The organism is Staphylococcus sp. URHA0057 (assembly GCF_000620265.1).
In the GTDB taxonomy this organism is placed as follows: Bacteria; Bacillota; Bacilli; order Staphylococcales; family Staphylococcaceae; genus Staphylococcus; species Staphylococcus pasteuri.
Genome location: NZ_JHVS01000001.1, coordinates 432,112 through 456,249 on the forward strand (window position 1 = coordinate 432,112; position 24,138 = coordinate 456,249).

24 protein-coding genes are annotated in these 24,138 nt (G+C 30.7%); 6 read left to right on the forward strand and 18 right to left on the reverse strand.

All coding sequences use genetic code 11. The annotated features are described in order from the left end of the window. Positions 1-17: 17 nt before the first annotated feature. The 5 genes from N524_RS0101975 to cyoE form a co-directional block, all read right to left on the reverse strand. The gene (locus N524_RS0101975; protein ID WP_029055514.1) at positions 18-836 is read right to left on the reverse strand and encodes an ATP phosphoribosyltransferase regulatory subunit; all 819 of its coding nucleotides are present in this window, start codon (positions 834-836) and stop codon (positions 18-20) included. A gap of 246 nt (positions 837-1,082) precedes the next feature. Further along, positions 1,083-1,517: a YlbF family regulator gene (locus N524_RS0101980; protein ID WP_017637670.1), complete on the reverse strand. Its 435-nt coding sequence runs from the start codon at positions 1,515-1,517 to the stop codon at positions 1,083-1,085. 19 nt (positions 1,518-1,536) lie between these two features. After that, positions 1,537-2,580 carry a CAP-associated domain-containing protein gene (locus N524_RS0101985; RefSeq protein WP_029055515.1) on the reverse strand — a complete coding sequence of 348 codons (1,044 nt, stop codon included), beginning with the start codon at positions 2,578-2,580 and terminating at the stop codon, positions 1,537-1,539. Between the two features lie 196 nt (positions 2,581-2,776). Next, complete coding sequence (locus N524_RS0101990; RefSeq protein WP_029055516.1) at positions 2,777-3,238, reverse strand: DUF420 domain-containing protein; 462 nt, start codon at positions 3,236-3,238, stop codon at positions 2,777-2,779. Positions 3,239-3,265: 27 nt separating this feature from the next. Beyond that, positions 3,266-4,177 (reverse strand): heme o synthase, encoded by a 912-nt coding sequence (gene cyoE / locus N524_RS0101995; protein ID WP_017637673.1) that lies wholly within the window; start codon positions 4,175-4,177, stop codon positions 3,266-3,268. A 246-nt stretch (positions 4,178-4,423) separates the two neighbouring features. On the opposite strand from cyoE, the gene N524_RS0102000 reads away from it, so the two are divergent. Continuing rightward, on the forward strand, positions 4,424-5,341 hold the full coding sequence (locus N524_RS0102000) for a COX15/CtaA family protein (protein WP_017637674.1): 918 nt from the start codon (positions 4,424-4,426) through the stop codon (positions 5,339-5,341). 54 nt (positions 5,342-5,395) lie between these two features. Here the strand turns inward: N524_RS0102000 and N524_RS0102005 are convergent, their stop codons facing one another. From N524_RS0102005 to N524_RS0102015, 3 genes are all read right to left on the reverse strand, one after another. Further along, positions 5,396-8,848 carry a pyruvate carboxylase gene (locus tag N524_RS0102005; protein ID WP_029055517.1) on the reverse strand — a complete coding sequence of 1,151 codons (3,453 nt, stop codon included), beginning with the start codon at positions 8,846-8,848 and terminating at the stop codon, positions 5,396-5,398. A gap of 319 nt (positions 8,849-9,167) precedes the next feature. Continuing rightward, entirely contained in the window at positions 9,168-10,391 is a 1,224-nt protein-coding gene (gene ftsW, locus N524_RS0102010; protein WP_029055518.1) for a cell division peptidoglycan polymerase FtsW, read from the reverse strand. Positions 10,392-10,701: 310 nt separating this feature from the next. Beyond that, a complete protein-coding gene (locus tag N524_RS0102015) occupies positions 10,702-10,977 on the reverse strand; it encodes a YlaN family protein (protein ID WP_017637677.1) in 276 nt (91 codons plus the stop codon). 147 nt (positions 10,978-11,124) lie between these two features. Here N524_RS0102015 and N524_RS0102020 point away from each other — a divergent pair, with 147 nt between their 5' ends. Together N524_RS0102020 and N524_RS0102025 are read left to right on the forward strand one after the other, a co-directional pair. Next, the gene (locus N524_RS0102020) at positions 11,125-11,607 is read left to right on the forward strand and encodes a hypothetical protein (protein ID WP_029055519.1); all 483 of its coding nucleotides are present in this window, start codon (positions 11,125-11,127) and stop codon (positions 11,605-11,607) included. Continuing rightward, positions 11,608-11,787 carry a DUF2197 domain-containing protein gene (locus N524_RS0102025; RefSeq protein WP_017637679.1) on the forward strand — a complete coding sequence of 60 codons (180 nt, stop codon included), beginning with the start codon at positions 11,608-11,610 and terminating at the stop codon, positions 11,785-11,787. It abuts the gene before it with no gap. Positions 11,788-11,867: 80 nt separating this feature from the next. Here N524_RS0102025 and typA read toward each other — a convergent pair whose 3' ends face one another. After that, positions 11,868-13,715, reverse strand: coding sequence for a translational GTPase TypA (typA, locus tag N524_RS0102030; RefSeq protein ID WP_017637680.1), 1,848 nt, complete (start codon positions 13,713-13,715; stop codon positions 11,868-11,870). A 99-nt stretch (positions 13,716-13,814) separates the two neighbouring features. On the opposite strand from typA, the gene N524_RS0102035 reads away from it, so the two are divergent. Then, a complete protein-coding gene (locus N524_RS0102035; RefSeq protein ID WP_029055520.1) occupies positions 13,815-14,006 on the forward strand; it encodes a DUF5325 family protein in 192 nt (63 codons plus the stop codon). A 153-nt stretch (positions 14,007-14,159) separates the two neighbouring features. On the opposite strand, the gene N524_RS0102040 is transcribed toward N524_RS0102035, so the two are convergent. Then, positions 14,160-14,978, reverse strand: coding sequence for an inositol monophosphatase family protein (locus tag N524_RS0102040; RefSeq protein ID WP_029055521.1), 819 nt, complete (start codon positions 14,976-14,978; stop codon positions 14,160-14,162). A 167-nt stretch (positions 14,979-15,145) separates the two neighbouring features. On the opposite strand from N524_RS0102040, the gene N524_RS0102045 reads away from it, so the two are divergent. Together N524_RS0102045 and N524_RS0102050 are read left to right on the forward strand one after the other, a co-directional pair. Continuing rightward, on the forward strand, positions 15,146-15,760 hold the full coding sequence (locus N524_RS0102045; RefSeq protein WP_017637683.1) for a YktB family protein: 615 nt from the start codon (positions 15,146-15,148) through the stop codon (positions 15,758-15,760). Between the two features lie 137 nt (positions 15,761-15,897). Then, a complete protein-coding gene (locus N524_RS0102050; RefSeq protein WP_017637684.1) occupies positions 15,898-17,244 on the forward strand; it encodes an Nramp family divalent metal transporter in 1,347 nt (448 codons plus the stop codon). A gap of 153 nt (positions 17,245-17,397) precedes the next feature. On the opposite strand, the gene N524_RS0102055 is transcribed toward N524_RS0102050, so the two are convergent. The 8 genes from N524_RS0102055 to N524_RS0102090 form a co-directional block, all read right to left on the reverse strand. After that, the gene (locus tag N524_RS0102055; RefSeq protein ID WP_029055522.1) at positions 17,398-17,901 is read right to left on the reverse strand and encodes a DUF4064 domain-containing protein; all 504 of its coding nucleotides are present in this window, start codon (positions 17,899-17,901) and stop codon (positions 17,398-17,400) included. A 137-nt stretch (positions 17,902-18,038) separates the two neighbouring features. Next, positions 18,039-19,172, reverse strand: coding sequence for a lipoteichoic acid stability factor AuxB (gene auxB / locus N524_RS0102060; protein WP_029055523.1), 1,134 nt, complete (start codon positions 19,170-19,172; stop codon positions 18,039-18,041). Positions 19,173-19,244: 72 nt separating this feature from the next. Continuing rightward, positions 19,245-20,318, reverse strand: coding sequence for an ABC transporter substrate-binding protein (locus tag N524_RS0102065; RefSeq protein ID WP_029055524.1), 1,074 nt, complete (start codon positions 20,316-20,318; stop codon positions 19,245-19,247). Next, a complete protein-coding gene (locus N524_RS0102070) occupies positions 20,315-21,127 on the reverse strand; it encodes an ABC transporter permease (protein ID WP_029055525.1) in 813 nt (270 codons plus the stop codon). Before N524_RS0102070 ends, N524_RS0102065 begins: the two co-directional genes overlap by 4 nt. Before the next feature lie 5 nt (positions 21,128-21,132). Continuing rightward, positions 21,133-21,936 (reverse strand): ABC transporter permease, encoded by an 804-nt coding sequence (locus N524_RS0102075; RefSeq protein WP_029055526.1) that lies wholly within the window; start codon positions 21,934-21,936, stop codon positions 21,133-21,135. Further along, positions 21,929-23,023, reverse strand: coding sequence for an ABC transporter ATP-binding protein (locus N524_RS0102080; RefSeq protein ID WP_017637690.1), 1,095 nt, complete (start codon positions 23,021-23,023; stop codon positions 21,929-21,931). The genes N524_RS0102075 and N524_RS0102080 overlap by 8 nt, the downstream gene beginning before the upstream one ends. 13 nt (positions 23,024-23,036) lie before the next feature. Next, a complete protein-coding gene (locus tag N524_RS0102085) occupies positions 23,037-23,576 on the reverse strand; it encodes a helix-turn-helix domain-containing protein (RefSeq protein ID WP_017637691.1) in 540 nt (179 codons plus the stop codon). A gap of 128 nt (positions 23,577-23,704) precedes the next feature. Beyond that, positions 23,705-23,980 (reverse strand): UPF0223 family protein, encoded by a 276-nt coding sequence (locus N524_RS0102090; protein ID WP_017637692.1) that lies wholly within the window; start codon positions 23,978-23,980, stop codon positions 23,705-23,707. Between the last annotated feature and the right edge of the window lie 158 nt (positions 23,981-24,138).

Genomic DNA, 24,138 nt, shown 5'->3' on the forward strand with positions numbered 1-24,138 from the left:
TTCTTTGAATATGCTGATTATAAAGTCAAAGCCATACCGTATCCTTGGAGGTCACCAGAGTAAAATCCACCAGTTAGTATGCTAGTATCATGTTTATTTAAATAACATCTGATAAAAACACCTTTATAATAAGATCTTGATGGTTGTGCCGAAATATCTAAATGAATATTGGTCAAACCTTGTTTGATTAGTTGCTCTTCCCAACTTTTTACCGTAAGTAATGTTTGAGATGATTGGTCCAAATATTGACTTAATTTTGATAATTGATGACGTGTGCTTTCTGATAGTAATTTTAAGATAGGATGATTATGCGGTAATTGATGTTTTAATCCCGATAGATTTCTCTCTTCAATCATGTTTTTAATAACTAAAGTTCTATATTTTTCTTCTAATAATTCATTCAATAATTGATAATGACCTAAAATAATTAGCTGAATATCATCTTTTAAATACGTTTTAATAAAATGGTAGAAATCATTAAAACTATCATTGAATTGATTATATATAGGCAAATAATTCTCGATACCTATTTGTGATATGACCTCATTATTTCTGACAATAGGTCCAGAATAAGCAACCTTCTTAAAATCTGTTGGAAATATTGAATGATAACGTAGTAATTGATCAGTAAAATCGTGTCTTAAACTATAAATGTGATTGTTATTTTGCCAAAAATTCCTTTCTTTCATTTGTAATAAGTCCTCTTTCGTCAAATGACTCCAATCTAATTTTTCAATTAAATCTATATCTACAAGTTTGTAATTTTTATTTGAAAAGTACTTTAAGAATGCTAATTCAATTTCTTTTATTTTTATTATCTGATTTTGCTTATTCATACTCTACCTCCTTTACTTCTGACTTTAATGCTTTACTGTAGTAAAGTTATAGTTGTATTATAAGTTACCATAAAGACAAATAATAAACAATGTTTATTCATAATTTTCTGATAATTAAAATTAATATGATCTCCATCTATAAACATAAGGGTTTATATGAATTAAAAAACTCCCCAAATATTGAGTTTAATCAATATTGGAGAGATATCTTGTATGTTTTATAAATTTGGTAAAATTTAAATCATTTTATAAAGAACAGTTACATGATCCACCTGAAGCACAACCTTGTGCAGTCGTTTGGAAAAATGGATTGCCTGTATCAATTTTTACATTATCCGAAACAGCTAAAGCAATTTTACTAATAACTTCATCAATTAAATTCTGTAATGCTACTTCTTTTGACTTATAGTCCATTACCACTGGTAACATTTCATATGCTCGTTTACGTTGGCGTGTTTCCATCATAATTGTCTTATAGTCAGGATGATATCTACCAAATCGCATTACATCGTCGTATTGATCTTTGGTCTTTAGGAAAGCCGAATATAATAAGTGTGCTTCATCATTTTGGTTTAATAATTCTTTCGCTTTAATATATTCATCATAAATTTCTGAATTAACTATCATATCTGATAAGGCTTCGACGTCATCTAAAATTGACAATGTTTCTTCATTTATCATTTGTCATTCTACCCTTCATTTATTTTTCTAAGAAAATTAACGAATAATAATCTTTCATTACTTCTCCGCCCATTTCTTCATATTTCGTATTTAACATTCTAGAGCGATGAATATCGGAGTTCATCCAACTATGGATTAATGTTGGGACATCATCAAAGTCGTAACCCACATTCTGACTTGTCGATTTATAACTAACATCTCTTTCATCTAATTGTTGTTTTAAAGCATTTTCAGTAAATTCTACTGAGTCAGAACCACTTTTAGTCGCGTCAAATAAATTTATTGAAGCAATATGTGCAATATCATTATTTACCTTTAACGGTTTTAATCCCTTTAGTTTTCTCATTTCATTAGTTACCTCATAAAGTGTCACTAATTGATTTGTATTTTGTTCATAAGGTATATCTTTATTTTTTAAATTCGCTGTAGAATGAGATTCATTCGTTTTATATGGTTGCAATGTAGCTAATGCATCTTTATCTAAAAAGCGTATTGCCATGATTTTATTCGTTTGTTGGTCTGAATAAACTTGCGCATATATATTACCATATTTAATTAAAGTTTGTGTTTTTAAATCTTCATCTGATAATTCAAATTCATATTTTTTATTATTTGATTTGATTGTAGGTTCGGGATTGATGCTTGTATTTTCGAATATTTTTGAATTGCTTTCATCTATATGTAAAGGGTTAATATGAGCATCTTTTCCAGTTGCATAAACAGATTTTATTTTATTGTCTTTTACACTGACAATGTAATATTGATTTGTTTTCTTGAATACATAATTTTTATAGCCATCTTTATATGGATATGTTCGGTTAGCTTGACCGTATTTTTTGGTAAGTTGATCAATGTCCTTACCAATCCATGTTCCTACACCATTTTTAGGTTTTGGATTTTCTATATTTTTATTTAAATTTTTGAATTGTTCCGTTCTATCACTTTTTTGGCTTTTATTTAGATTTTCTAATACATCAAATTTTAGCCGTGGTGAGTAAAATAAATAGATTAGAAATGATACTAAAAAAACAACTCCTAAAATTCGTATAACTAATTTTTTCATCTTTCACCCACCTTAACTGAATTATTACTATTGTACATAATTACTTATTTCATAATCAAGATAAGTCTATTGTTATTTCTTGAATTAGGAAGCACAATTTTACAAAATGGTGTCTTACATTGGATTAGATTCTTAATATAAAAAAACTGATAAAACTATACAGAAAGTTTTATCAGTCACAATCTTATTTATTCAATTATAAACCTAAAGTAGCTTTAATTAATGATGTTGTTTCTCCACCTGGATACAAGATGTATAACAGTACATAAACTGCTACACCAGTAATCGCTGTGAAGAACCATATTACTGAAGCAATAGGTCCAATTTTTCTATGAATTTTAAATTTCTCTTTAAAAGCTAATACAATTTGTATTATTCCTAAAATCCCACCAATTGTTGCTAAGTTAATATGGAAAATTAAGAAAATAGTATAATAAATTTTAACACTATCTGGTCCACCGAATGCGGTATTACCAATAAAGATTGTTCTACTAGCATAAATAATAAAGAATGTTGCGGCAAAAACGGCAGCCCATAACATTACTTTTTTATGCTGATCAATTTGTCTTTTCCAAATAAGTCTCCATCCAATTGCCACTAATATCGCACTAATGACAATACACGAAGTACTTATTGTAGGTAAAATAGGTACGTTCATATGTTTCATCCTTACTTAATTTTGTATTTATATCATTTTAATAAGTGATACGACTACAACGAGTACGAAAAATACTACTAAATAGTTTAATGAGTAAATAAACATTTTAGTTGCCCATTTATTTTGATCAGTATTCTTTTTAAATGATGTAAAAGCTAGTGCCATCCACCCTAAATTTAATAAAGTAGCTAAAACAATAAATGTTGTGCCTAAACTAGATAACATAAAGGGAAGTGGTAATAGTAATACTAACCAAATAAACATGCTTACTCGTGTTCTATTGAATCCTTTTACAGATGGTAACATTGGAATATTAGCTAATGAATATTCATCACTACGTTTAATTGCTAACGCATAAAAATGTATTGGTTGCCAACAAAATACTACTAAAAATAGTGCTATTGCTGCAACACTTATTGATCCATCTATAGCTACCCAACCAATTAATGGCGGTACAGCTCCAGGGAAACTACCTACAACTGTATTCCAAGTCGTATGTCGTTTTGACCAGATTGAATAATATGATACGTATCCTATGATACCAAATAATCCTAAAACACCTGATGGTATATTTAATAAAAATAAACAACCTTCACCTATTAACATCATACCAAAGCTTAAAATTAATAAGTGCTTATCTGAAATTCTATCATTTACAGTGGGTCTATTCTGTTTACTAGGCATAATTTGATCTATGTCTTGATCATAATAATTATTAAGTGCACATGCGCCACCCATTATTAATGTAGAACCTATAATCATTAATAAAATTTGAGGTATTGACGATAGGAAGGAGTGATTTGTCATTACAACAGCCAACCAAGAACCAGCAAATGCAGGGATTAAATTCCCTTGAACAAGGCCCATTTTAATAATCTGTTGTAATTCTTTAAATGTCACTTGGCCCGTTTCCTGTGACAATGTTTGTTCTTTACTCATAATTCCCCTCCTAGAATTTTTTCATATAATACAATGATATAGCAAATAGTCATAAAAGACTAGGTTTTAAAAAATTAAATTGTGACACTTTAACGACATTCCAAATAGTTGATTTTGTAACGTAATTAAAAATGGTATCATTGATATAATGTAAAAGAAAAATATATACGTTAAAATAAATTACAAAATGTCCATGTTTAATGAGAATAGTTGTTAGATTTTATTTTAATGATGGGGTGTTTATCATTGTTTAGAAAAGGAAACCTTAAATGGTTAAGTGTCTTAGCAACAATTATTATGACATTCGTACAATTAGGTGGTGCGCTAGTAACTAAAACTGGTTCGGAAGATGGTTGTGGTTCATCGTGGCCGTTATGTAATGGAGCACTACTTCCACAAAACTTACCAATACAAACAATTATTGAATTAAGCCATAGAGCAGTTTCAGGACTTTCATTAATTGTCGTAATATGGCTAGTCATTACCGCTTGGAAACACATAGGGTATATAAAAGAAATTAAACCATTATCTATCATAAGTATAGGTTTCTTATTATTACAAGCCTTAGTTGGTGCTGCTGCTGTAATCTGGCAACAAAATGCATATGTATTAGCATTACATTTTGGAATCTCTTTAGTTAGCTTTTCATCAGTATTTTTAATGACATTAATTATTTTCTCAATTGATCAAAAGTATGAAGCTGACGAATTAATGATTCAAAAACCATTACGTACGTTAACATGGTTAATGGCAATCATCGTATATTTAACTATATACACTGGTGCTTTAGTAAGACATACTAAATCAAGTCTAGCATATGGTGCTTGGCCAGTACCTTTTGATGATATTGTTCCACATAATGTACATGACTGGGTTCAATTTGCACACCGTGGTATGGCTTTTATTACTTTTATGTGGATTATGATTACGTTTATTCATGCAATTAAAAACTATAGTGATAATCGTACTGTAAGATATGGCTATACAGCTGCATTTATTTTAGTTATTTTACAAGTAGTAACTGGTGCTTTATCTGTTATTACTAATGTAAATTTATTTATTGCATTGTTGCATGCTTTATTTATTACTTACCTATTCGGTATGATTGCTTATTTCATCTTATTAATGTTGAGAACGACAAGAAGTCTTAAAAACAAAGCTTAATTATAAAGCCGAAACATTTTTGAATATTGAATGTTTCGGCTTTTTTAATATTTATTAAGATGGATCTTTTTCTAATTCAATTAATAAATCTCCTGTAGCTATAGAATCTCCATTCGATACTGTGATTTGTTTTATAGTACCGTCAAATGGTGCTTGTACCGTTGTTTCCATTTTCATTGCTTCTGTAATGAGTAAAGCTTGATTTGCTTTCACTTTATCTCCAACAGCTACCTTCACTTCTGTGACAGAACCTGGCATTTGTGCCCCAATATGATTTGGATTGGTTTTGTCTGCTTTTGGTTTTACATTTACATTAGCTTTTACACTTTCATCTTTAATATAAATGCGTCTTGCTTGTCCATTCATTGCATAGTAAATTGTTCGTTGCCCATTTTCATCGGGTTCGCTAATTGTTTCTAGTTTAATAATCAATCGTTTACCAGTATCAATTTCTATTTCAACTGTTTCACCGTTTCTCATACCGAATAAAAATGTTGGTGTATCTAACAATGATAGGTCCCCAAATTGTTCCTTAGTAGCAATAAATTGTTTATAGACTTTAGGATATAGGACATAGCTAATGATATCTTGTTCTGTTACTTCTGTATTTTGAATGTTTGCTAATTCTTTTCTGACTTCTTCAAAATCAACAGATTCTAAATATTCTCCAGGTCTATTTTCCAATGGCTTTTGACCTTTAAGTATGACTTTTTGCAACTGTGGATTAAATCCATTTACTGGTTGCCCAATTTCTCCTTTAAAGAAGGATACTACAGATTCTGGGAAATCTAATTTATGTCCTTGATTAATGATATCATCTTCATTTAAATCATTTTGAACCATGAATAGTGCCATATCTCCTACTACTTTAGAAGAAGGTGTCACTTTAACGATATCTCCAAATAGGAAATTAACACGACGATACATATCTTTTACTTCATCAAAACGTTCACCTAGACCAAGACTTTTAGCTTGTTGGCTTAGATTAGAATATTGTCCACCTGGCATTTCGTGTTGATATATTTCTGTATTCGGTGACTTAATATCACTTTCAAAATCTGTATAATATGGACGAACTGTAGCCCAGTAATGACTAATTTCTTCAAGTCCTTCTATATCTGTTCTCAAGTTACGTGGGAATCCATTTAACGCATAATACAATGAATTGGCACTTGGTTGACTTGTCAAACCACTCATTGATGCTACAGCAGTATCAATAATATCTACGCCAGCATCTATCGCTTGTTTATATGTTAGTAAACCATTGCCACTTGTATCATGAGTATGCAAATGTATAGGTAAATTAACCGCTGCACGTAAATGACCGATTAGTTCATATGCTGCTTTCGGTTTTAATAATCCTGCCATATCTTTAATAGCTAAAATATGGAAACCTTCTCTTTCTAATTCTTTAGCTAATTTGACATAATAATCAAGTGTATAAATATTTGATCTTTCTGAGTTTAAAATATCACCAGTATAACAAATTGTTCCTTCAGAAATTTTACCAGCTTGTTGTACCGCTTCATTCGCTACTTTCATTTGATCAATCCAGTTTAAAGAATCAAAAATTCTAAAAACATCGACACCAGCTTCTGCACTTTCTTTTACAAATTTTTGTATTACATTATCTGGATAATTTTTATATCCTACTGCATTTGAAGCACGTAATAACATTTGGAATAAAACATTGGGAATAGCTTTACGTAGACGTTCTAGACGTTCCCATGGATTTTCTTTCAGGAAATTATACGCTACATCAAATGTAGCACCGCCCCACATTTCTAATGAAAAACTATCTTTAAATACTTCTGCAGTTTTAGATGCAATATTTAACATATCTTTTGTTCTTACTCGAGTAGCTAATAAAGACTGATGTGCATCTCTGAAAGTAGTATCTGTAATGAGTACATCATCTTGTTCTCGTACCCATTTCGCTACTCCGTTTGGACCTTGTTGATCTAGTAACTGTTTCGTTCCTGAAAATGTATCTACCTTTGCTTGTGATACTTTAGGAAGAGAAGCCGTTTCATATAACGGTTTAGGTCGCTTTTCAACATTAGGAAATCCATTAATTGTTACATTCCCAATATATTCAAGTGTCTTTGTTCCTCTATCTAATGTTGGTTGAATGTTAAATAATTCTGGTGTTTCTTCTATAAATTTAGTAGTATAATCTCCACTTCTAAACTGGTCATTTCTCATAACATTAATTAAAAATGGAATATTGGTTTTAACCCCACGAATTCTCATTTCTCTTAAAGAACGTTCCATCTTTTCTTCTGCTTGTTTAAATGACATAGCATGTGTAGATAGTTTTACTAATAAAGAATCATAATACGGTGATATTTCAGCACCTTGGAATCCATCACCTGCATCTAATCGTACGCCAAAGCCTCCACTTGATCGATATGCAATAATGGTTCCCGAATCAGGCATAAAGTCATTTAAAGGATCTTCAGTAGTAATACGACATTGAATTGCATATCCTAATGTTTGAATATCTTCTTGCTTAGGCATACCAACTTCTTGGCTAAATAATTCGCCACCATCTGCAACTAATATTTGCGTTTTAACGATATCTATTCCAGTTATCATCTCAGTTATCGTATGTTCTACTTGCACACGAGGGTTAACTTCAATAAAGTAAAATTCATTCCCAGACACTAAAAATTCGACCGTTCCTGCATTAACGTAATTAATATGTGACATCAATTGGATTGCAGCATCACATATTTCTAAGCGTAATGATTCAAGTAACCCTACTGAAGGTGCTACCTCCACTACCTTTTGATGACGTCTTTGAACCGAACAATCACGTTCATATAAATGAACAAGATTACCATATTCATCACCGATAACTTGTACTTCTATATGTTTAGGATTATCGATGTAGCGTTCGATATAAATTTCGCTATTACCAAATGATTTTTCAGCTTCTGATTTAGCGCGATGAAATGCATCTTCTAATTCACTGGCTTCACGAACAATTCGCATTCCTTTACCGCCACCGCCACTTGTAGCCTTAATCATTAACGGATATCCAGCCTGACTTGCAAAGGCCTTTGCCGCTTCAAAGCTTTCAATAGGTCCATCTGTACCTGGTATCATAGGTAAGTTAGCTTTAAGTGCAGTTGTTCTTGCTTTAACTTTATCACCAAACATATCTAAGTGTTCTAGATGAGGTCCAATAAATTTAATGCCTTCTTCAGCACATCTACGTGCAAATTGTTCATTTTCACTTAAAAAACCGTATCCTGGATGTATAACATCAACATTTGCTCTTTTAGCTACTTCTATAATTCTTTCGATATTTAAATAACTTTCTGCTGGTCCTAAATCACTACCTACTAAATAAGATTCATCTGCCTTATATCTATGTAATGATGATTTATCCTCATTAGAATAAATTGCTACTGTACTAATATTCAACTCTGCTGCTGCCCTAAAAATTCTGATAGCAATTTCACCACGATTGGCTACTAATAACTTCTTGATGTGTTTCAAGAGTAAAAACACCCCTTTTAAATATTTAGAATTTTCTAACTACTTATATATTAAAATTTTATCCTATATAGCAATTATTTTCTATAGTTAATATATATTAGTCATAATTCTTTAACTTAAGTGTCATAAAACCAAAACAAATTATTTTATTTTAATGATTCACTTATAATCAAATAAAATTATCATTAACAATAACTTTATATTATCATTATGTTGAAAGTATTTCCAGTTTAAAATAATTTACAAATAAAAAAGCTAATCCCTTACCTTTAGAAAATTCACTGTACAGAATTTCACTAAAGAGAGATTAGCTAAATAGTTATTGATAACGACGTCTAATATCGATTTTTCGTTGTTTACTTCTAATTTCATCCATTTTAATTTGTTTTGCAGTAATTAAGAGTAATCCCATTGCTATACTTAAACTAATCATAGCCGAACCACCAAAACTAATAAACGGTAATGGTACACCTGTTAATGGAATTGTTGCTGATATACCACCTAAGTTTACAAATGTTTGGCTTCCGATATAACTAGCAATTCCTACACATACTAATTTATAAAAATATGAATTCGTTTTATTAGCTAGTTGGAATGCACGGTAAACAATGAAAAATTCTAGTAGGATGACAAATAAACCACCTACAAGTCCTAATTCCTCACATATAACCGCAAATATAAAATCGGTATGTGGTTCTGGTAAGTAGCCAAGTTTCATAATACTATTTCCAAGTCCCCGACCAAATAATCCACCATTACCTATAGCCATAAGTGAGTTAGATATATGGTAACCTGTACCAGCTTCTGCGTTAAATGGATTAGTTAAGGTACTAAATCTAGCTTCAAGGTAACTTGGTAATAGTCCTAAAGCAAGCACTAAAATGGATATCACTATACCTGCAATGACTACCATAATACCGTATTTCAAAAGATTTTGTACGCCTATACCAGCGTAAAAAATTATTGAAAAGAAAATAATTAAAATTAATAATGTTTGCCCTACGTCTCTTTGTAAAAGTACTAGCGCAACACAGCTTGAAACTAAAATAATCGGTGCTGCAATAAGTTTAATTTTATTTCGTACTTGAGGCATTTTCTTCTCTATCATAAACGGTAAGTATAAGATGATAGCAATTTTTAATAACTCTGACGCTTGTAAATTCATAAATCCTAAATTGATCCAACTTTTTGAACCATTAATATTTTTACCAATTACAAGTGTTATTAATAACAAAGCGAATATACCTATCATCATCCACTTTTGAACATTAGGCTTTTTCAATATCTTTACATTCATTATAAATGCCATAAAAAAGACTATAACAAAACTCATAATGACGTAAAGTAACTGTCTCGTATAGAAATATGTACCGGATACTTCAGCACCGCCTGTTAATGTACCCTTAGTAGCAGCCACCATGCTGGCACTATAAACCATAACTAAACCAATTAAACATAGAATCACATATGTGACTAACAATGGATAATCGATAAATTTAGATGTTTTCCCAATATACCGCAATATATTTTTAAAGTTTTTCATATATCAGTTCATCCAATTCAATGTTTTTAAGATTTGTTTAAAGGGAATTAATCGAATATTAATCATTCCCACAAACTTATCTTTTTTATTATAAACTTCTTATGTATCACAAAACAAATATAAACATAATGATTTTACAAAAAGATAAAATGACTGAGAAAATATCAATTATGATACTATCTCAGCCACCATTCATACAATGTGTAAGTTGCATTTCACGTTTATATCAAAATGAATTCAAACTATGTTATATCTATACAAATTTGAATTAATATAAATAATAACGTTAGATTAAATCAAATCTATAAAATTAAACATTTGTAAAAGCTTCGTGTAGTTTTGAAAGTTCTTTTTCAAGTCTTAACATAAGTTCTTTGCCGACTTCTTTGTCAACTAGCCCTAGTTGTACAGCAAAATCTACTTCTTTTTGAAGACCGAACATTTGTGTATCTAAAACTTCTTCATAAAGCGGACAAGAAGGTACTGTTAGGTTATCCATTTGAACTTTGATTAGCTGTAAAATTCTATCAGCATCTTTGTTCAATTGCTCATATGCCGCATTATTTAATTTCGACTGATTAGCCATGACACACACTCCCCCTATCATTTCATTAAATATCTTCAATACTTAAAATTTTATCTTACTAAATGTTAAAAAGCAAGTATCTTTAAAATAAGTATAACCTATTTTATGATAAAATAGTATGAGATAAAAATTTAGGGAGTGGGCAAGATGATTCAAATTAAAGGTGCGGTAAAATTCCCCATCACATTAGATAGTACAACTTGGATATTTGACGATCGAAAGGTAAATATTGAAGACTTAGAAAAAGGTGTCTTTGACGGCACTAAACCAGTTCGATTTGAAGACAATAGAGAATGGAATCGTGCTATTCTTGAAGGACAAACTAATCCGCCAACGCTTAATTCTGAAATAAAATATAAAAAACGTTCTGTTTTAGAAGGTTCATTTGTGATTAACATGACACCATTCTTTAAAACAGCAGAACCACAATCAAACGCAACTGCAATTAAATTATTTAATGATGAAGATTCAGTTGAAGTTCCATTAGATTTATTACCATACTTATTCTTCCAATTTGCTAAAGATGGAAAACGTATGTATGACGATAATTCAGTTGATAGTTTTGTATACGATACAGAAAATGGATACAGCTACGAATTTAAGTATGTAAAATATATTGAGGTGATTTAATTGGTTCCTGTTAAATGTATCATTTGTGATACTACAGTTCATATTGATGAAAATACTGTAGAAGCAAAACGGCTTAGAAACAACCCTATTCGTACTTTTATGTGTGATGATTGTAAAAGTCGCTTAGATACACCTAAACAACCTCAACCTTTTACGTATCACGATTCAAAAGAAAATTAACATAATAAAACCACTCGCTAGTTGTATTATCAACTAGCGAGTGGTTTTTTTGCTTATATTTTATTCATGTTAATTAAAAATTATTCTTCATCAGACATCATTTGTTTAACACGTTTAGCTTCTTTTTCACGAACTGATTTATTTAAAATTTTCTTTCTCAAACGAATACTTTCAGGAGTTACCTCTACTAATTCATCATCATTAATAAATTGTAAAGCCTCTTCAAGCGTTAAAATACGTGGGCGATTCATTGTTTGAGTTTGGTCTTTAGTTGCTGAACGTACGTTAGTTTGATGTTTTGTTTTTGTGATATTAACTGTTAAGTCATTTTCACGGTTATGTTCACCAACAATCATACCTTCATAAACTTCAGTACCTGGTTCCATAAAGTTAGTACCACGGTCCTCTAGACCTAAAATAGCATAAGTACTAGCAGTTCCTTGATCCATTGAAATTAATGCACCATTTCTTCTGCCACCAATTTTTGCTTTAATGCGAGGTCTAAATTCTTCAAATGTATGGTTAATAATTCCATAACCACGAGTCATTGACATAAATTCAGTAGTGTAACCAATCATACCACGTGCAGGTACCATAAAGATTAGACGAGTTAAACCATTATCTGTTGTCATCATGTCTAACATTTCACCTTTACGTGTACCTAAAGATTCGATTACTGCACCAGAATTTTCTTGAGGCACTTCACACTGAACTCTTTCAAATGGTTCACACATCACGCCATCTACTTCTTTAAGAATTACTTGAGGTTTAGAAACTTGTAATTCATAACCTTCACGACGCATATTTTCAATTAGGATTGATAAATGTAACTCACCACGACCCGCAACAATCCATGCATCAGGTGAATCTGTAGGTGTTACTTTTAATGATACATCTGTTTCAAGTTGTTGATCTAAACGTTCTTGAATTTGGCGCGCTGTTACAAAGTCACCTTCACGACCAGCAAATGGTGAATTATTGACTCTGAATGTCATTTCAAGTGTTGGCTCATCAATACGTAATACTGGTAATGCATCTTGGTGATCATGTGGTGTTACTGTTTCACCAACGTTAATGTCTTCCATACCAGATACTGCGATTAAGTCACCAGCTTGTGCTTCTTCAATTTCTTCACGTTTTAATCCAAAGTAACCAAAGATTTTAGTTACGCGGAAGTTTTTAATAGTGCCATCTAATTTAATAAGTGATACGTTGTCACCAACACGCATTTTACCTCTAAATACTCGGCCAATACCGATACGACCAACGTAATCATTATAGTCTAATAATGCTACTTGGAATTGTAATGGTTCATCACTGTTATCTATTGGTGCTGGTACGTAATCAATGATTGTTTCGTATAGTGATTGCATGTTTTCATCTTGTTGTTCAGAATTTAAACTTGCAGTTCCGTTAACAGCTGAAGCATATACAACTGGGAAATCAAGTTGTTCATCATTTGCTTCTAATTCAATAAATAAATCTAACACTTCATCAACTACACCTTCTGGTCTTGCTGATGGTTTATCAATTTTATTTACTACTACAACTGGTTTTAAATTTTGTTCTAATGCTTTTTTAAGTACAAAACGTGTTTGAGGCATAGTACCTTCATATGCATCTACAACTAAGACTACGCCATCAACCATTTTCATGATACGTTCAACTTCGCCACCAAAGTCAGCATGTCCTGGCGTATCTAAAATGTTAATTCTTGTTCCTTTATAGTCTACCGCAGTATTTTTAGCTAATATCGTAATACCACGTTCTCTTTCTAAGTCATTAGAGTCCATAGCACGATCGTCAACATGTTCATTCTCTCTAAAGATTCCTGATTGTTTCAATAATTCATCAACTAACGTCGTTTTACCATGGTCAACGTGCGCAATAATTGCTATATTACGTACATCTTCTCTTATATTCGTCATATTATAAATTTCCTTTCTTAAGTAAACTCCCACTTTTAATTACAACTTTTTTATTATATCATAGATTAGAGAAAAAATAAGTAAAAGGTGGGGTATGGGATGCAACAAAAAAAATCTAAAGGCGTATTTTGGGTATTCTCAATTTTAGCTGTAATCTTTTTATTGCTTTTTAGTTTTAGTGTTGGTGCTGCAAATGTTCCAATGATGATTTTAACATTTATATTACTCGTTGCAACATTTGGTGTCGGTTTCACAGTAAAAAAGAAATATCGTGAAAATAATTGGTTATAAATGATATAACCCCTTAAAAACGAATTAAAACTTCTTTTAACACGAATTCATCATCATTTAATTTTATTTTAACAATATATTTTCAAAATAAAATTGTAAAAGTCCATGGAGGCATTAGAGTCTTCCATGGACTTATTTTTATCATTGTAGGTATTATCGACCAAATCTTCTTTTATGATGTTTTCGTAACGTTTCTTCAAACTCATTTAAATAATTATTTAATAGTTCATCGTGTAATGAAGGATTTGCCATAACAATAGAATTGGGTTGGTTAATTGTTAAAGCGTCACCAAGTAAATTAGTACCTTTACCGCCTACTTCATTAAGTATCATTAAACCGCCAGCATAATCCCAAGGTTGTAGTCTTGGCGTTACATAAGCGTCTAATTGCCCTTTTGCTACACTAACAATTTCTAGCGCTGCACTACCATATGCTCTAGCACTTCGAGCATCATCAACAATTGGTGTAAATATAGGCCCCATAATAGGTTTAGTTAACCAATTAGGATTAATACCAATAATACTTGTTTTTAATTGCGTAGATTTTAATTTTTCCAATGGATGATTATTCTCATAAGCACCTTCACCAACTTTAGTATGATACAAAATATCTCTCATTACGTCATATACAAATCCAGCGTATGGTTGACCTTCGTGGTAAATACCAATAGAAATCGCAAAATTTTCTTGTTGATGAACAAAATTTAAAGTGCCATCAATTGGATCAACGACCCAAACCACACCATTGATATCTTTTAAATCGTGACCATGACCTTCTTCACCTATCACTTTGTGTTCCGGATAATTTTGGTAAATCATTTCAAATATATAATCTTCTGTTGCTTTATCTACGTTAGTCACTAAGTCGTTAGGGTTGGATTTGGTTTCTATATTTAAATCCTCTTTCATCATTAAACGGACTTTGTTACCCGCTTCTAAAACTAATCCTTTAGCAAAATCGTAAAGTGCCATGGTATCATCTCCTATTAATATCTATTATACACGATAACTATCCCTTTTTTTATAATGTTAGATTCCCCTTTTTACATGAAATTATGTATAAAATTGAAACTACAATTTAGAATTTCTAGTCATGGTTATGCTACAATAACTTTAATTATTACCCTAGGAGGCAAGTTATGACAAAATATACATTTACACCTGAAAATTTTAAAGCCTTTGACGTAGATGGTCTTGATGAACGTATGGAAGCACTTAATGAACATGTTAGACCTCAACTTCATCAATTAGGTGATTATTTCACAGAGTATTTTAGTACTCAAACTGGGGAAACATTCTATCCTCACGTCGCAAAACATGCCAGAAGAAGTGTTAACCCACCTAAAGATACCTGGGTTGCATTTGCTCCAAACAAACGTGGTTACAAAATGCTGCCCCACTTTCAAATTGGATTATTTAGAGACCAATTATTTGTAATGTTTGGTGTTATGCATGAAGCTAAAGACAAAGCTGAACGTGTTAAAACATTTGATAAGCATTTCGACACATTAAGACATCTCCCTTCAGATTATAGTGTGTGTCTTGACCATATGAAACCAGAAAAACCACTAATTAAAGATTTTACAGATGATCAATTACATGAAGCCATAGACCGCGTTAAAAATGTTAAAAAAGGTGAATTTTTCGTTGCTAGAGCAATCTCACCTGACGATAATCGTTTAACGTCTGACAAATCATTTATTCAATTTGTAGAAGAAACATTTGACCAGTTCTTAAAATTCTATCACGCATAATAATTTGTTATAAAATACCTGATACATTGAAATGATGTCCGGGTATTTTTTAATAGTGTAAAATATTTTTAGGTTGACCTAAAAATATAATTAGGTTAATATATCATTATGATTTTACATTAGAGGTGATTTAATTTATGAATAAGCAATCAGACAATCATGAACATCAAAAAAGCTTAGAAGAAATTAATAATACGATAGATTTTGACTACAAAAGTAATGCCAGTCAAAAACTATTAGCTTTTATTGGACCAGGTCTATTAGTTGCTGTTGGATATATGGATCCTGGCAACTGGATTACTTCAATGCAGGGTGGCGCACAATTCGGTTATACACTGCTATTTGTCATTTTGATTTCTAGTCTAGCTGCTATGTTGTTACAAAGTATGACTGTTAGATTAGGGATAGCCACAGGGAAAGATTTGGCTCAAATGACACGCCACTATTTATCTAAGCCTGTTGCTGTTATTTTTTGGATAATTGCAGAACTAGCTATTATCGCGACAGATATTGCTGAAGTAATCGGAAGTGCCATTTCACTTAATTTATTATTCAATATTCCATTAATTGTTGGTGCACTAATTACAGTATGTGATGTGTTTATACTTTTATTTATGATGAAATTTGGTTTTAGAAAAATTGAAGCTATTGTAGGTACACTTATCTTTACAGTATTAGCTATCTTTATATTCGAAGTTTATATATCATCACCTAATGTCATTAACTTATTAAATGGATTTTTACCTCATAAAGAAATTGTTACTAATCAAGGTATTTTATATATTGCTTTAGGTATTGTTGGTGCAACAATTATGCCACATAATCTTTATTTACATTCTTCAATCGTTCAATCAAGAAAGTATGATAGAAATAATAATGATGATAAAGCTCAAGCAATCAAATATGCAACAATTGACTCAAACATCCAATTATCAATTGCATTTGTAATTAACTGCTTATTATTAACTTTGGGCGCTGCTTTATTCTTTGGCTCAAATGCAGATGAATTAGGTGGATTTTATGATTTATATCATGCATTAAAAACTCAACCATTACTTGGTGCAACATTAGGTGGTGTTATGAGCACATTATTCGCGGTAGCACTCCTTGCTTCAGGGCAAAATTCAACAATCACTGGTACTTTAGCAGGTCAAATAGTAATGGAAGGTTTCTTAAGATTCCGATTACCAAATTGGCTTCGTCGATTAATTACAAGATCACTAGCAATTATTCCAGTTATTATTTGCTTAATTATTTTTAATGGCAATGAAGCTAAAATTGAACAATTACTAGTATTTTCACAAGTATTCTTAAGTATTGCATTACCATTTACATTAATACCATTACAATTAGCGACAAGTAATGAAAAATTAATGGGTCCATTTATTAATAAAAGATGGGTAAATGTGATTTCTTGGTCACTTATTATTATCTTAAGTATTTTGAATGTTTATCTTATTATTCAAACATTCCAAGAATTGTAAATGAAGCTAACAATATTCACTGAGATTAAATATAAACAAAACAACCTTTTGAGATTATTTGAAAATCCCAAAAGGTTGTTTTACTTTACGATATTTTATGAAGTTGCTCCATTTTTTAATCATTCAATCAATAGTTATTAGAAGGTGTTTTATCTAATAAGTATATGGCTTTTTGCTTTGTTGATGTTCTTTTAATTCTTCTTCTGGATTCCACTCTTGTCTCTTGGTTGAATCATCATAAGAATTATTATTTTGGAATTGATTAGTTGGTCCTTGTTTATCTGATTTCGCAAGTAGCATGATACCAGAAATTAACCATAATACCATCGCAATAATATTAGTTGCCATAATACCAACAATTGCAGCTGCAATTAATAAACTAGCGCCTAATTTACGTCTTCCTTTAACAGTTAGCGCACCAACAATTCCTAATATAGTAGAGAAAGCTAACACACCCATTGATAAAGCAATTGATGTTGCAAGCATGTCCATAGACATATCTTGATTACTTCCCATCATTTTGCTTACCATTTCTTCATTTTGAGATGCACCGCTTCCTGACTTCATAGCGAAATAACCTACGATTACTAATAATAAATATAAACTACTCAATCCATTAGCAATCCAAGCTAAAATAAGTTCTGTTTTTCTTTTCATTTCGGTACCTCCTTAAATCCTTACCTTAATAATACTAAAAACTGTCTTTTCTTGCTAATTAATACACTAAAATTTTAATACTCTAGAAAAAAAGACCAAAAATGAATACTAAACTTTCATTTTTGGTCTTTAAATTATTATTTAGAGTTGTTTTCTTCATCAATATTTTGATTATCTTGCTTAACGTTATCTCTCATTTTTTGTTCAGTTTCACCGAACATTTGACGACGTTCTTCGTAATTCATTCTACGTTGATTTACAGCACTTGGTTGATTTTTACGTTTTTCTTTCATGCGTTGATTATATGCTTTACGCTTTTCTTTTTTCTTAGCACGAATTTCTGCTTTTTCTCTCTTTTGTTGAGCTTTTAGTTCTTTTGGATCAATCTGAGGTTCATCATTATAATTATTTTGTGCTTCATCATATGCACTATCATTATAAGCCTCTGGATTAACTTGTGCTTCGTTATTAGAATTAGATTTCTTATTATACTTAGCTTGTCTAGATAATACTGTAGGTTCTTCTTCTTGTTCATCATCATCTGAACGATATTCACTTTCAACAGCACGCTTAGGAAATTGTTCATATTTATCATCATATGTTTCATTATTTTCTTCATTTTGTGCTGTAGCATCTTGAGTTGGTTCATATGCTTGTTCTTTACGTTCCATACTACGACGTGATGGTCGTCTACGTTGACTTGTTTTCTCAATTCTTTCTTCTTGTTCAGGTTCATATTGATGTGTATCTTGCTCTGGAACTTCATTATAAGGTTGGTAACCATAACCGTTATTATAATTTGGTACGACTTCTACCTTGTTCTTTCTTACAAACATCATAATTGCTATGATGAAGAATAAAATTGGAATAATTAAAGTTACAACAAGTAACACTAATGGTATCGTAATGATTGCTGATAATAAGAATAAAAATCCAGATAAAATTCTAATATTCATAGATATTAATGCTAAAAATGAAATCAGTAAACAAACAATGAAATACACTATAATAGCCCATACACCATTTTGTAACCAAATTACAAATTGTGTAGTACTTAAACTATTATTTGCCAACATTTGTTGAATAAGGTCATTATTATTTAATGTATTCTCTAAGTTAGCAATTGATGTATCATTACTAAATGACACTAAAGCTATAAACATCGTGACAATTGTCAACACTAGTAAGAATACCCAACTAAGCCAACCTAATACTTTTTCTGTTAGTCGACTGACTGGACGTTTGATTTGAGTATATTGCTCTCCTGTCATTCGTTACAACTCCTTACTTTACTTATCAAGTTATTATATCGAAAATAACATAAAATAACTACCATTTTCATTCTACTTTAACGACATTTTAAAATTTAAAAAACTTTCGTTATATTCACTTAATGTATCTTGACCTAAATCTTGATAAACTTCTAAGCGTTGTTGTTCCTTTTTATTAGGGTAAAATCTATGATCATTTTTAATATCATTTGGTAACATATTTCTTGCAGCTTTATTTGGTGTCGCATAGCCTACCCATTCGGTATTTTGTTTGTTGTTTTTTGCATCTAATAAGAAGTTCATAAATTTATATGCGCCCTCTTTATTTTGCGCTGTTTTTGGTATAACCATATTATCAAACCATAAATTAGACCCTTCTTTAGGAATAACGTAATTATATTTGTCACTTTCTTGTACTAATGGAGCAGCAACCCCACTCCAAACAACGGCCACATTACCTTCATTCTGTTGAAGCATCATTGTAATTTCATCACCTACGACACCTCTTACTTGTGGTGCTAAATTCTGTAAATCTGATTCAGTTTTTTTAATATGTTGTGGATTTTTATCATTCAAACTATATCCCAATTTATTGAGACCCAAACCTATAATTTCTCGAGCACCATCTACTAAAAGTACTTCATTTTTATATTTTGGTTTATATAAATCTTTCCAACTATTAAAAGAATCATTTGGATACTTATCTTTATTATATAAAATACCAACAGTACCAAAGAAATAAGGTAATGAATATTTATTATGGCGGTCATATGGCATGTTCATATAATCTGAATCTAAATTTTTAATATTAGGTATTTTTTTATGATCAAGTGGTTCTAAAAGATGTGCACGTTTTAATTTTTGTACTGTATATTCACTTGGAAACGCTACATCGTAATGCGTACCACCGTTACGAATTTTTGCTTCCATAGCTTCATTAGAATCAAATGTTTCATATACTACTTGTATACCTGTTTCTTTTTCAAACTTTTTAATTAAACTTGGGTCAATGTATTCTCCCCAGTTATATACATAAATTTTCTGATTGGTATCTGTATTCTCTTTTGATTTAAACCAATGACTGACTGCTAAACATAAAGCACCGATAATGATAGAGATTAAAATTAATTGTAAAAATCGCTTCATGTATTCACACCTCGTTTCGTATGTTTTTTACGTTGAACGATGTGCTGAATCGCGTAATAACCAATGACACCTATCATTATAACGACAAATAATATTGTTGATATAGCATTAATTTCCATACTTATACCTTTACGAGCCATGGCATAGACTTCTACAGAAAGCACACTAAATCCGTTACCAGTAACGAAAAAGCTCACTGTGAAATCATCTAAAGAATACGTTAATGCCATAAAAAAGCCACCGATGATTGCAGGCATTATATTAGGTATCACAATACTACTCAATAGTTGTGATTCTGTAGCTCCTAAATCTCTAGCAGCATTCAACATACTATCATTCATTTCATATAATTGAGGTAATACAACGATAACAACTATCGGTATACAGAATGCAATATGTGATGCCAAAACTGTCCAAAAACCAAGTCCTAATCCAGTAAAATGACCTATAGCAGTGAACATAATTAAAAAAGAAGCACCAATTACAACGTCAGATGATACCATCAATACATTGTTTAAAGTTAATAAGGTTACTTTAAATTGTTTATTTCTTAAATAATAAATAGCAATTGCACCTAAAGTACCTATTAAAGTTGAGACAGCAGCTGCAATTAATGCGACTGCGACCGTATTAAAAATGACAGAAATTAATTTATCATTTTGGAACAAGGTTTGATAGTGTTCTAATGTGAAATGTTCAAAATGAATCATATTACCTGCTGAATTAAATGAATATACCATCAAAAACAAAATGGGTATATATAACACAGCAATTAAAATACTTATATAAAGCTTGCCATACCATTTCACATTTCTCACCCTTTCCTATGATTAGATTTAGATTTTGTCATAATTAATATAAATGCCATGAAGATGATTAAGAATAATGCAATCGTAGATCCCATTCCATAGTTTTGAATAGTTAAAAATTGTTCTTCAATTGCTGTACCAATATTAATAACTTTATTACCTGCGATAAGACGAGTAATCATAAATAATGATAATGCTGGTATAAAGGTAACTTGTACACCTGTCATTACACCTTCTCTTGTTAATGGTACAATCACTTTTCTAAATGTCGTTAATGGACTGGCACCTAAATCACTAGATGCTTGTAGTAAATTATTAGGTATAGTTTTCATACTATTAAATATAGGCAGTATCATAAATGGGATATAGATATAACTAGCCACCACAATAAACGCACCTGCTGTAAATAACATGTTTATTGGAGATAAATGAAATATATTTAATAATTGATTAATTAACCCATCATGACTTAATAAACCAATAAATGCATATGTTTTTAATAATAGGTTAATCCAAGTTGGTATAATCATAATCATTAATAGTAAATTTTGATATTTTGATTGTGCAATATAGTAAGCAGCTGGATAACTTATCACGAGCGTTACAATTGTTATAATAGCTGCAAAAAGGATTGAATCAGTAAACATTTTTAAATAACTAAATGTAAAGATGTGTTCATAGTTAGTAAAGCTAAAATGTCCTTGGTTATCGAGAAAAGAATAATAAACGAGAAGTACCACTGGGATGATAATAAAAAGAACCATCCAAATTAAATACGGGATGAGCAATAAACGATTTGTATTACGCATTATCAACTTCCTCATAACTTTCAATTCGTTTATCAAATTCTTCTTCCGTTTCTCCAGGTACCATAATATGAATAGCTTCTGGTTCAAAATATAAACCAACTTCACTACCAACTTCTGCTTTACGTGTCGACTGAATTACCCACTCATATCCTTTTCTATCAACTACACAAATTTCGTAATGTACCCCTCTAAAAAGCATTGAATCAACTTTTACTTGGAATAAGCCTTTATCTGCTTCGATTAAAGAAATATCTTCAGGACGAATCACTACATCTACATTTTTATTTTCAGGAATTCCCATATCTACACATTCAAAATCTTGACCATAAATATTAACAACGAAATCTTCGACCATTCTTCCTTTTACAATATTAGATTCACCAATAAAATCTGCCACAAATCGATTGACTGGCTCATCATATATATCATTAGGTGTACCAAATTGTTGAATTTTACCATCTTTCATTACAAATATGTAATCACTTAAAGCCAAAGCTTCTTCTTGATCATGGGTTACGAAAATAAATGTAATCCCCAATCTTGATTGCAATTCACGTAGTTCATATTGCATTTCAGTTCGTAATTTTAAATCTAAAGCGGATAATGATTCATCTAATAAAAGTATTTCTGGTTCGTTAACAATCGCTCGTGCTATAGCAACACGTTGCTTTTGACCACCACTCATACCATTGATATTGCGTTCTTCATATCCTGAAAGTTTTACTAATCGTAAAGCTTCTTCTACTTTATCTTTTATTGCAGATTTACTCATTTTCTTAAGTCGTAATCCATATGCGATATTATCAAATACATTTAAGTGTGGAAATAATGCATAATCTTGGAATACTGTATTCACTTTTCGCTTATTTGGAGGTAACTTACCGATTGGTTTATTTTGGTATATAACTTCACCTTTATCAGGATATTCGAATCCAGCTATTAATTTTAAAATCGTTGTTTTACCACATCCAGAAGGACCTAACAATGTATAAAAGTGTCCAGACTCTATATCAATATCAATTTCATTTAATATTTGAACGTCATCATATCCTTTACTTACTCCCTTAAATGATAATAATGGTGCCAATTTCTACAACTCCTTATAAATATGATGCTGTTGCAACAATTAATATTTTCACTTCTTCATGACTTTCATTAAATAGACGATGATCATCGTTCGCTTTAAAATAAAATACATCTTCTTTGTTAGCATGATAACAAGTATTACCTAATTGAAGTGTAACTTGACCTTGCAAGCAATAGATAAATGTATCAGATTCTGATGGATTAAATGTTTTATAAGACGCACCAGGTTTTAATGTTAATAAAAGTGGTTCCATTTCAAATTCATTAGATTTAGTTACTAACCAATTTAATATATAGCCCCTATCATATTCATCATAAATGACCTGATCTTTCTTTTTATAAATGACCTTTTGTTGTTCTGATTCCTTAAAGAAATCACTTGCTGAAGTACCCAAGACTTCTAAGATACTTAAAAATGTCTCCATACTTGGTGATGCATTTTGACTTTCTATTTGGGAAATATATCCTTTTGAAAGATCAGTTCTTTCTGCCAATTCTTCTTGAGTTAAATTTTTTATTTTCCTAAGATTCTTAAGTTTATAACCTATATCCATATTGAAACCACCTAAAAAAAGCTATATTAAGTTTACTTTTATCAAACATTTTGTTTAACGCTTAATAAAAATACCAAAATATAACTTTATAATCAATACTTTTTAAAATAAATGATTTGTATTATGGATTATGACTTTGCAGAAAAGACTTGTTGATCGGGATTTTTAGTCACTTCTTGAACAACTTTGTAGCTATTATATCCACTACTTTTTTCAAATTCTTTAAATATTTGTTTTTCTTCTGCTTTACCAGGGACTATTTGTTTAAAAGTTTTGTAAGCATTTTTGACATCTTCGCCTTTAACAGATGATTCGTAATAATTTTCAATTTGATTAAAGAAATGAATGACTGACATCATTTCCTCATTGTTCCAGTCTATATCTAAGGGATATTGATATTCCATGTTTTTCACTCCAATATGTTTAATAGAATATATATTCAGTCTATCGAACAAGCATTTAACAAACAACTGATTTAATATTTTTAAACTAAGATTGTATATAGTTTTGACAACATAAAAAAACTGGCAACAATTATGTTGCCAGTCTCATTTAACTAATT

What these genes read in the sequence shown, in the direction of transcription:
- N524_RS0101975 (WP_029055514.1), bottom strand. Translation starts at nt 836, where the DNA reads ATGAATAAGCAAAATCAGATAATAAAAATAAAAGAAATTGAATTAGCA.
- N524_RS0101980 (WP_017637670.1), bottom strand. Translation starts at nt 1,517, where the DNA reads ATGATAAATGAAGAAACATTGTCAATTTTAGATGACGTCGAAGCCTTA.
- N524_RS0101985 (WP_029055515.1), bottom strand. Translation starts at nt 2,580, where the DNA reads ATGAAAAAATTAGTTATACGAATTTTAGGAGTTGTTTTTTTAGTATCA.
- N524_RS0101990 (WP_029055516.1), bottom strand. Translation starts at nt 3,238, where the DNA reads ATGAACGTACCTATTTTACCTACAATAAGTACTTCGTGTATTGTCATT.
- cyoE (WP_017637673.1), bottom strand. Translation starts at nt 4,177, where the DNA reads ATGAGTAAAGAACAAACATTGTCACAGGAAACGGGCCAAGTGACATTT.
- ftsW (WP_029055518.1), bottom strand. Translation starts at nt 10,391, where the DNA reads ATGAAAAACTTTAAAAATATATTGCGGTATATTGGGAAAACATCTAAA.
- N524_RS0102015 (WP_017637677.1), bottom strand. Translation starts at nt 10,977, where the DNA reads ATGGCTAATCAGTCGAAATTAAATAATGCGGCATATGAGCAATTGAAC.
- N524_RS0102020 (WP_029055519.1), top strand. Translation starts at nt 11,125, where the DNA reads ATGATTCAAATTAAAGGTGCGGTAAAATTCCCCATCACATTAGATAGT.
- typA (WP_017637680.1), bottom strand. Translation starts at nt 13,715, where the DNA reads ATGACGAATATAAGAGAAGATGTACGTAATATAGCAATTATTGCGCAC.
- N524_RS0102035 (WP_029055520.1), top strand. Translation starts at nt 13,815, where the DNA reads ATGCAACAAAAAAAATCTAAAGGCGTATTTTGGGTATTCTCAATTTTA.
- N524_RS0102040 (WP_029055521.1), bottom strand. Translation starts at nt 14,978, where the DNA reads ATGGCACTTTACGATTTTGCTAAAGGATTAGTTTTAGAAGCGGGTAAC.
- N524_RS0102045 (WP_017637683.1), top strand. Translation starts at nt 15,146, where the DNA reads ATGACAAAATATACATTTACACCTGAAAATTTTAAAGCCTTTGACGTA.
- N524_RS0102050 (WP_017637684.1), top strand. Translation starts at nt 15,898, where the DNA reads ATGAATAAGCAATCAGACAATCATGAACATCAAAAAAGCTTAGAAGAA.
- N524_RS0102055 (WP_029055522.1), bottom strand. Translation starts at nt 17,901, where the DNA reads ATGAAAAGAAAAACAGAACTTATTTTAGCTTGGATTGCTAATGGATTG.
- auxB (WP_029055523.1), bottom strand. Translation starts at nt 19,172, where the DNA reads ATGACAGGAGAGCAATATACTCAAATCAAACGTCCAGTCAGTCGACTA.
- N524_RS0102065 (WP_029055524.1), bottom strand. Translation starts at nt 20,318, where the DNA reads ATGAAGCGATTTTTACAATTAATTTTAATCTCTATCATTATCGGTGCT.
- N524_RS0102075 (WP_029055526.1), bottom strand. Translation starts at nt 21,936, where the DNA reads ATGCGTAATACAAATCGTTTATTGCTCATCCCGTATTTAATTTGGATG.
- N524_RS0102085 (WP_017637691.1), bottom strand. Translation starts at nt 23,576, where the DNA reads ATGGATATAGGTTATAAACTTAAGAATCTTAGGAAAATAAAAAATTTA.
- N524_RS0102090 (WP_017637692.1), bottom strand. Translation starts at nt 23,980, where the DNA reads ATGGAATATCAATATCCCTTAGATATAGACTGGAACAATGAGGAAATG.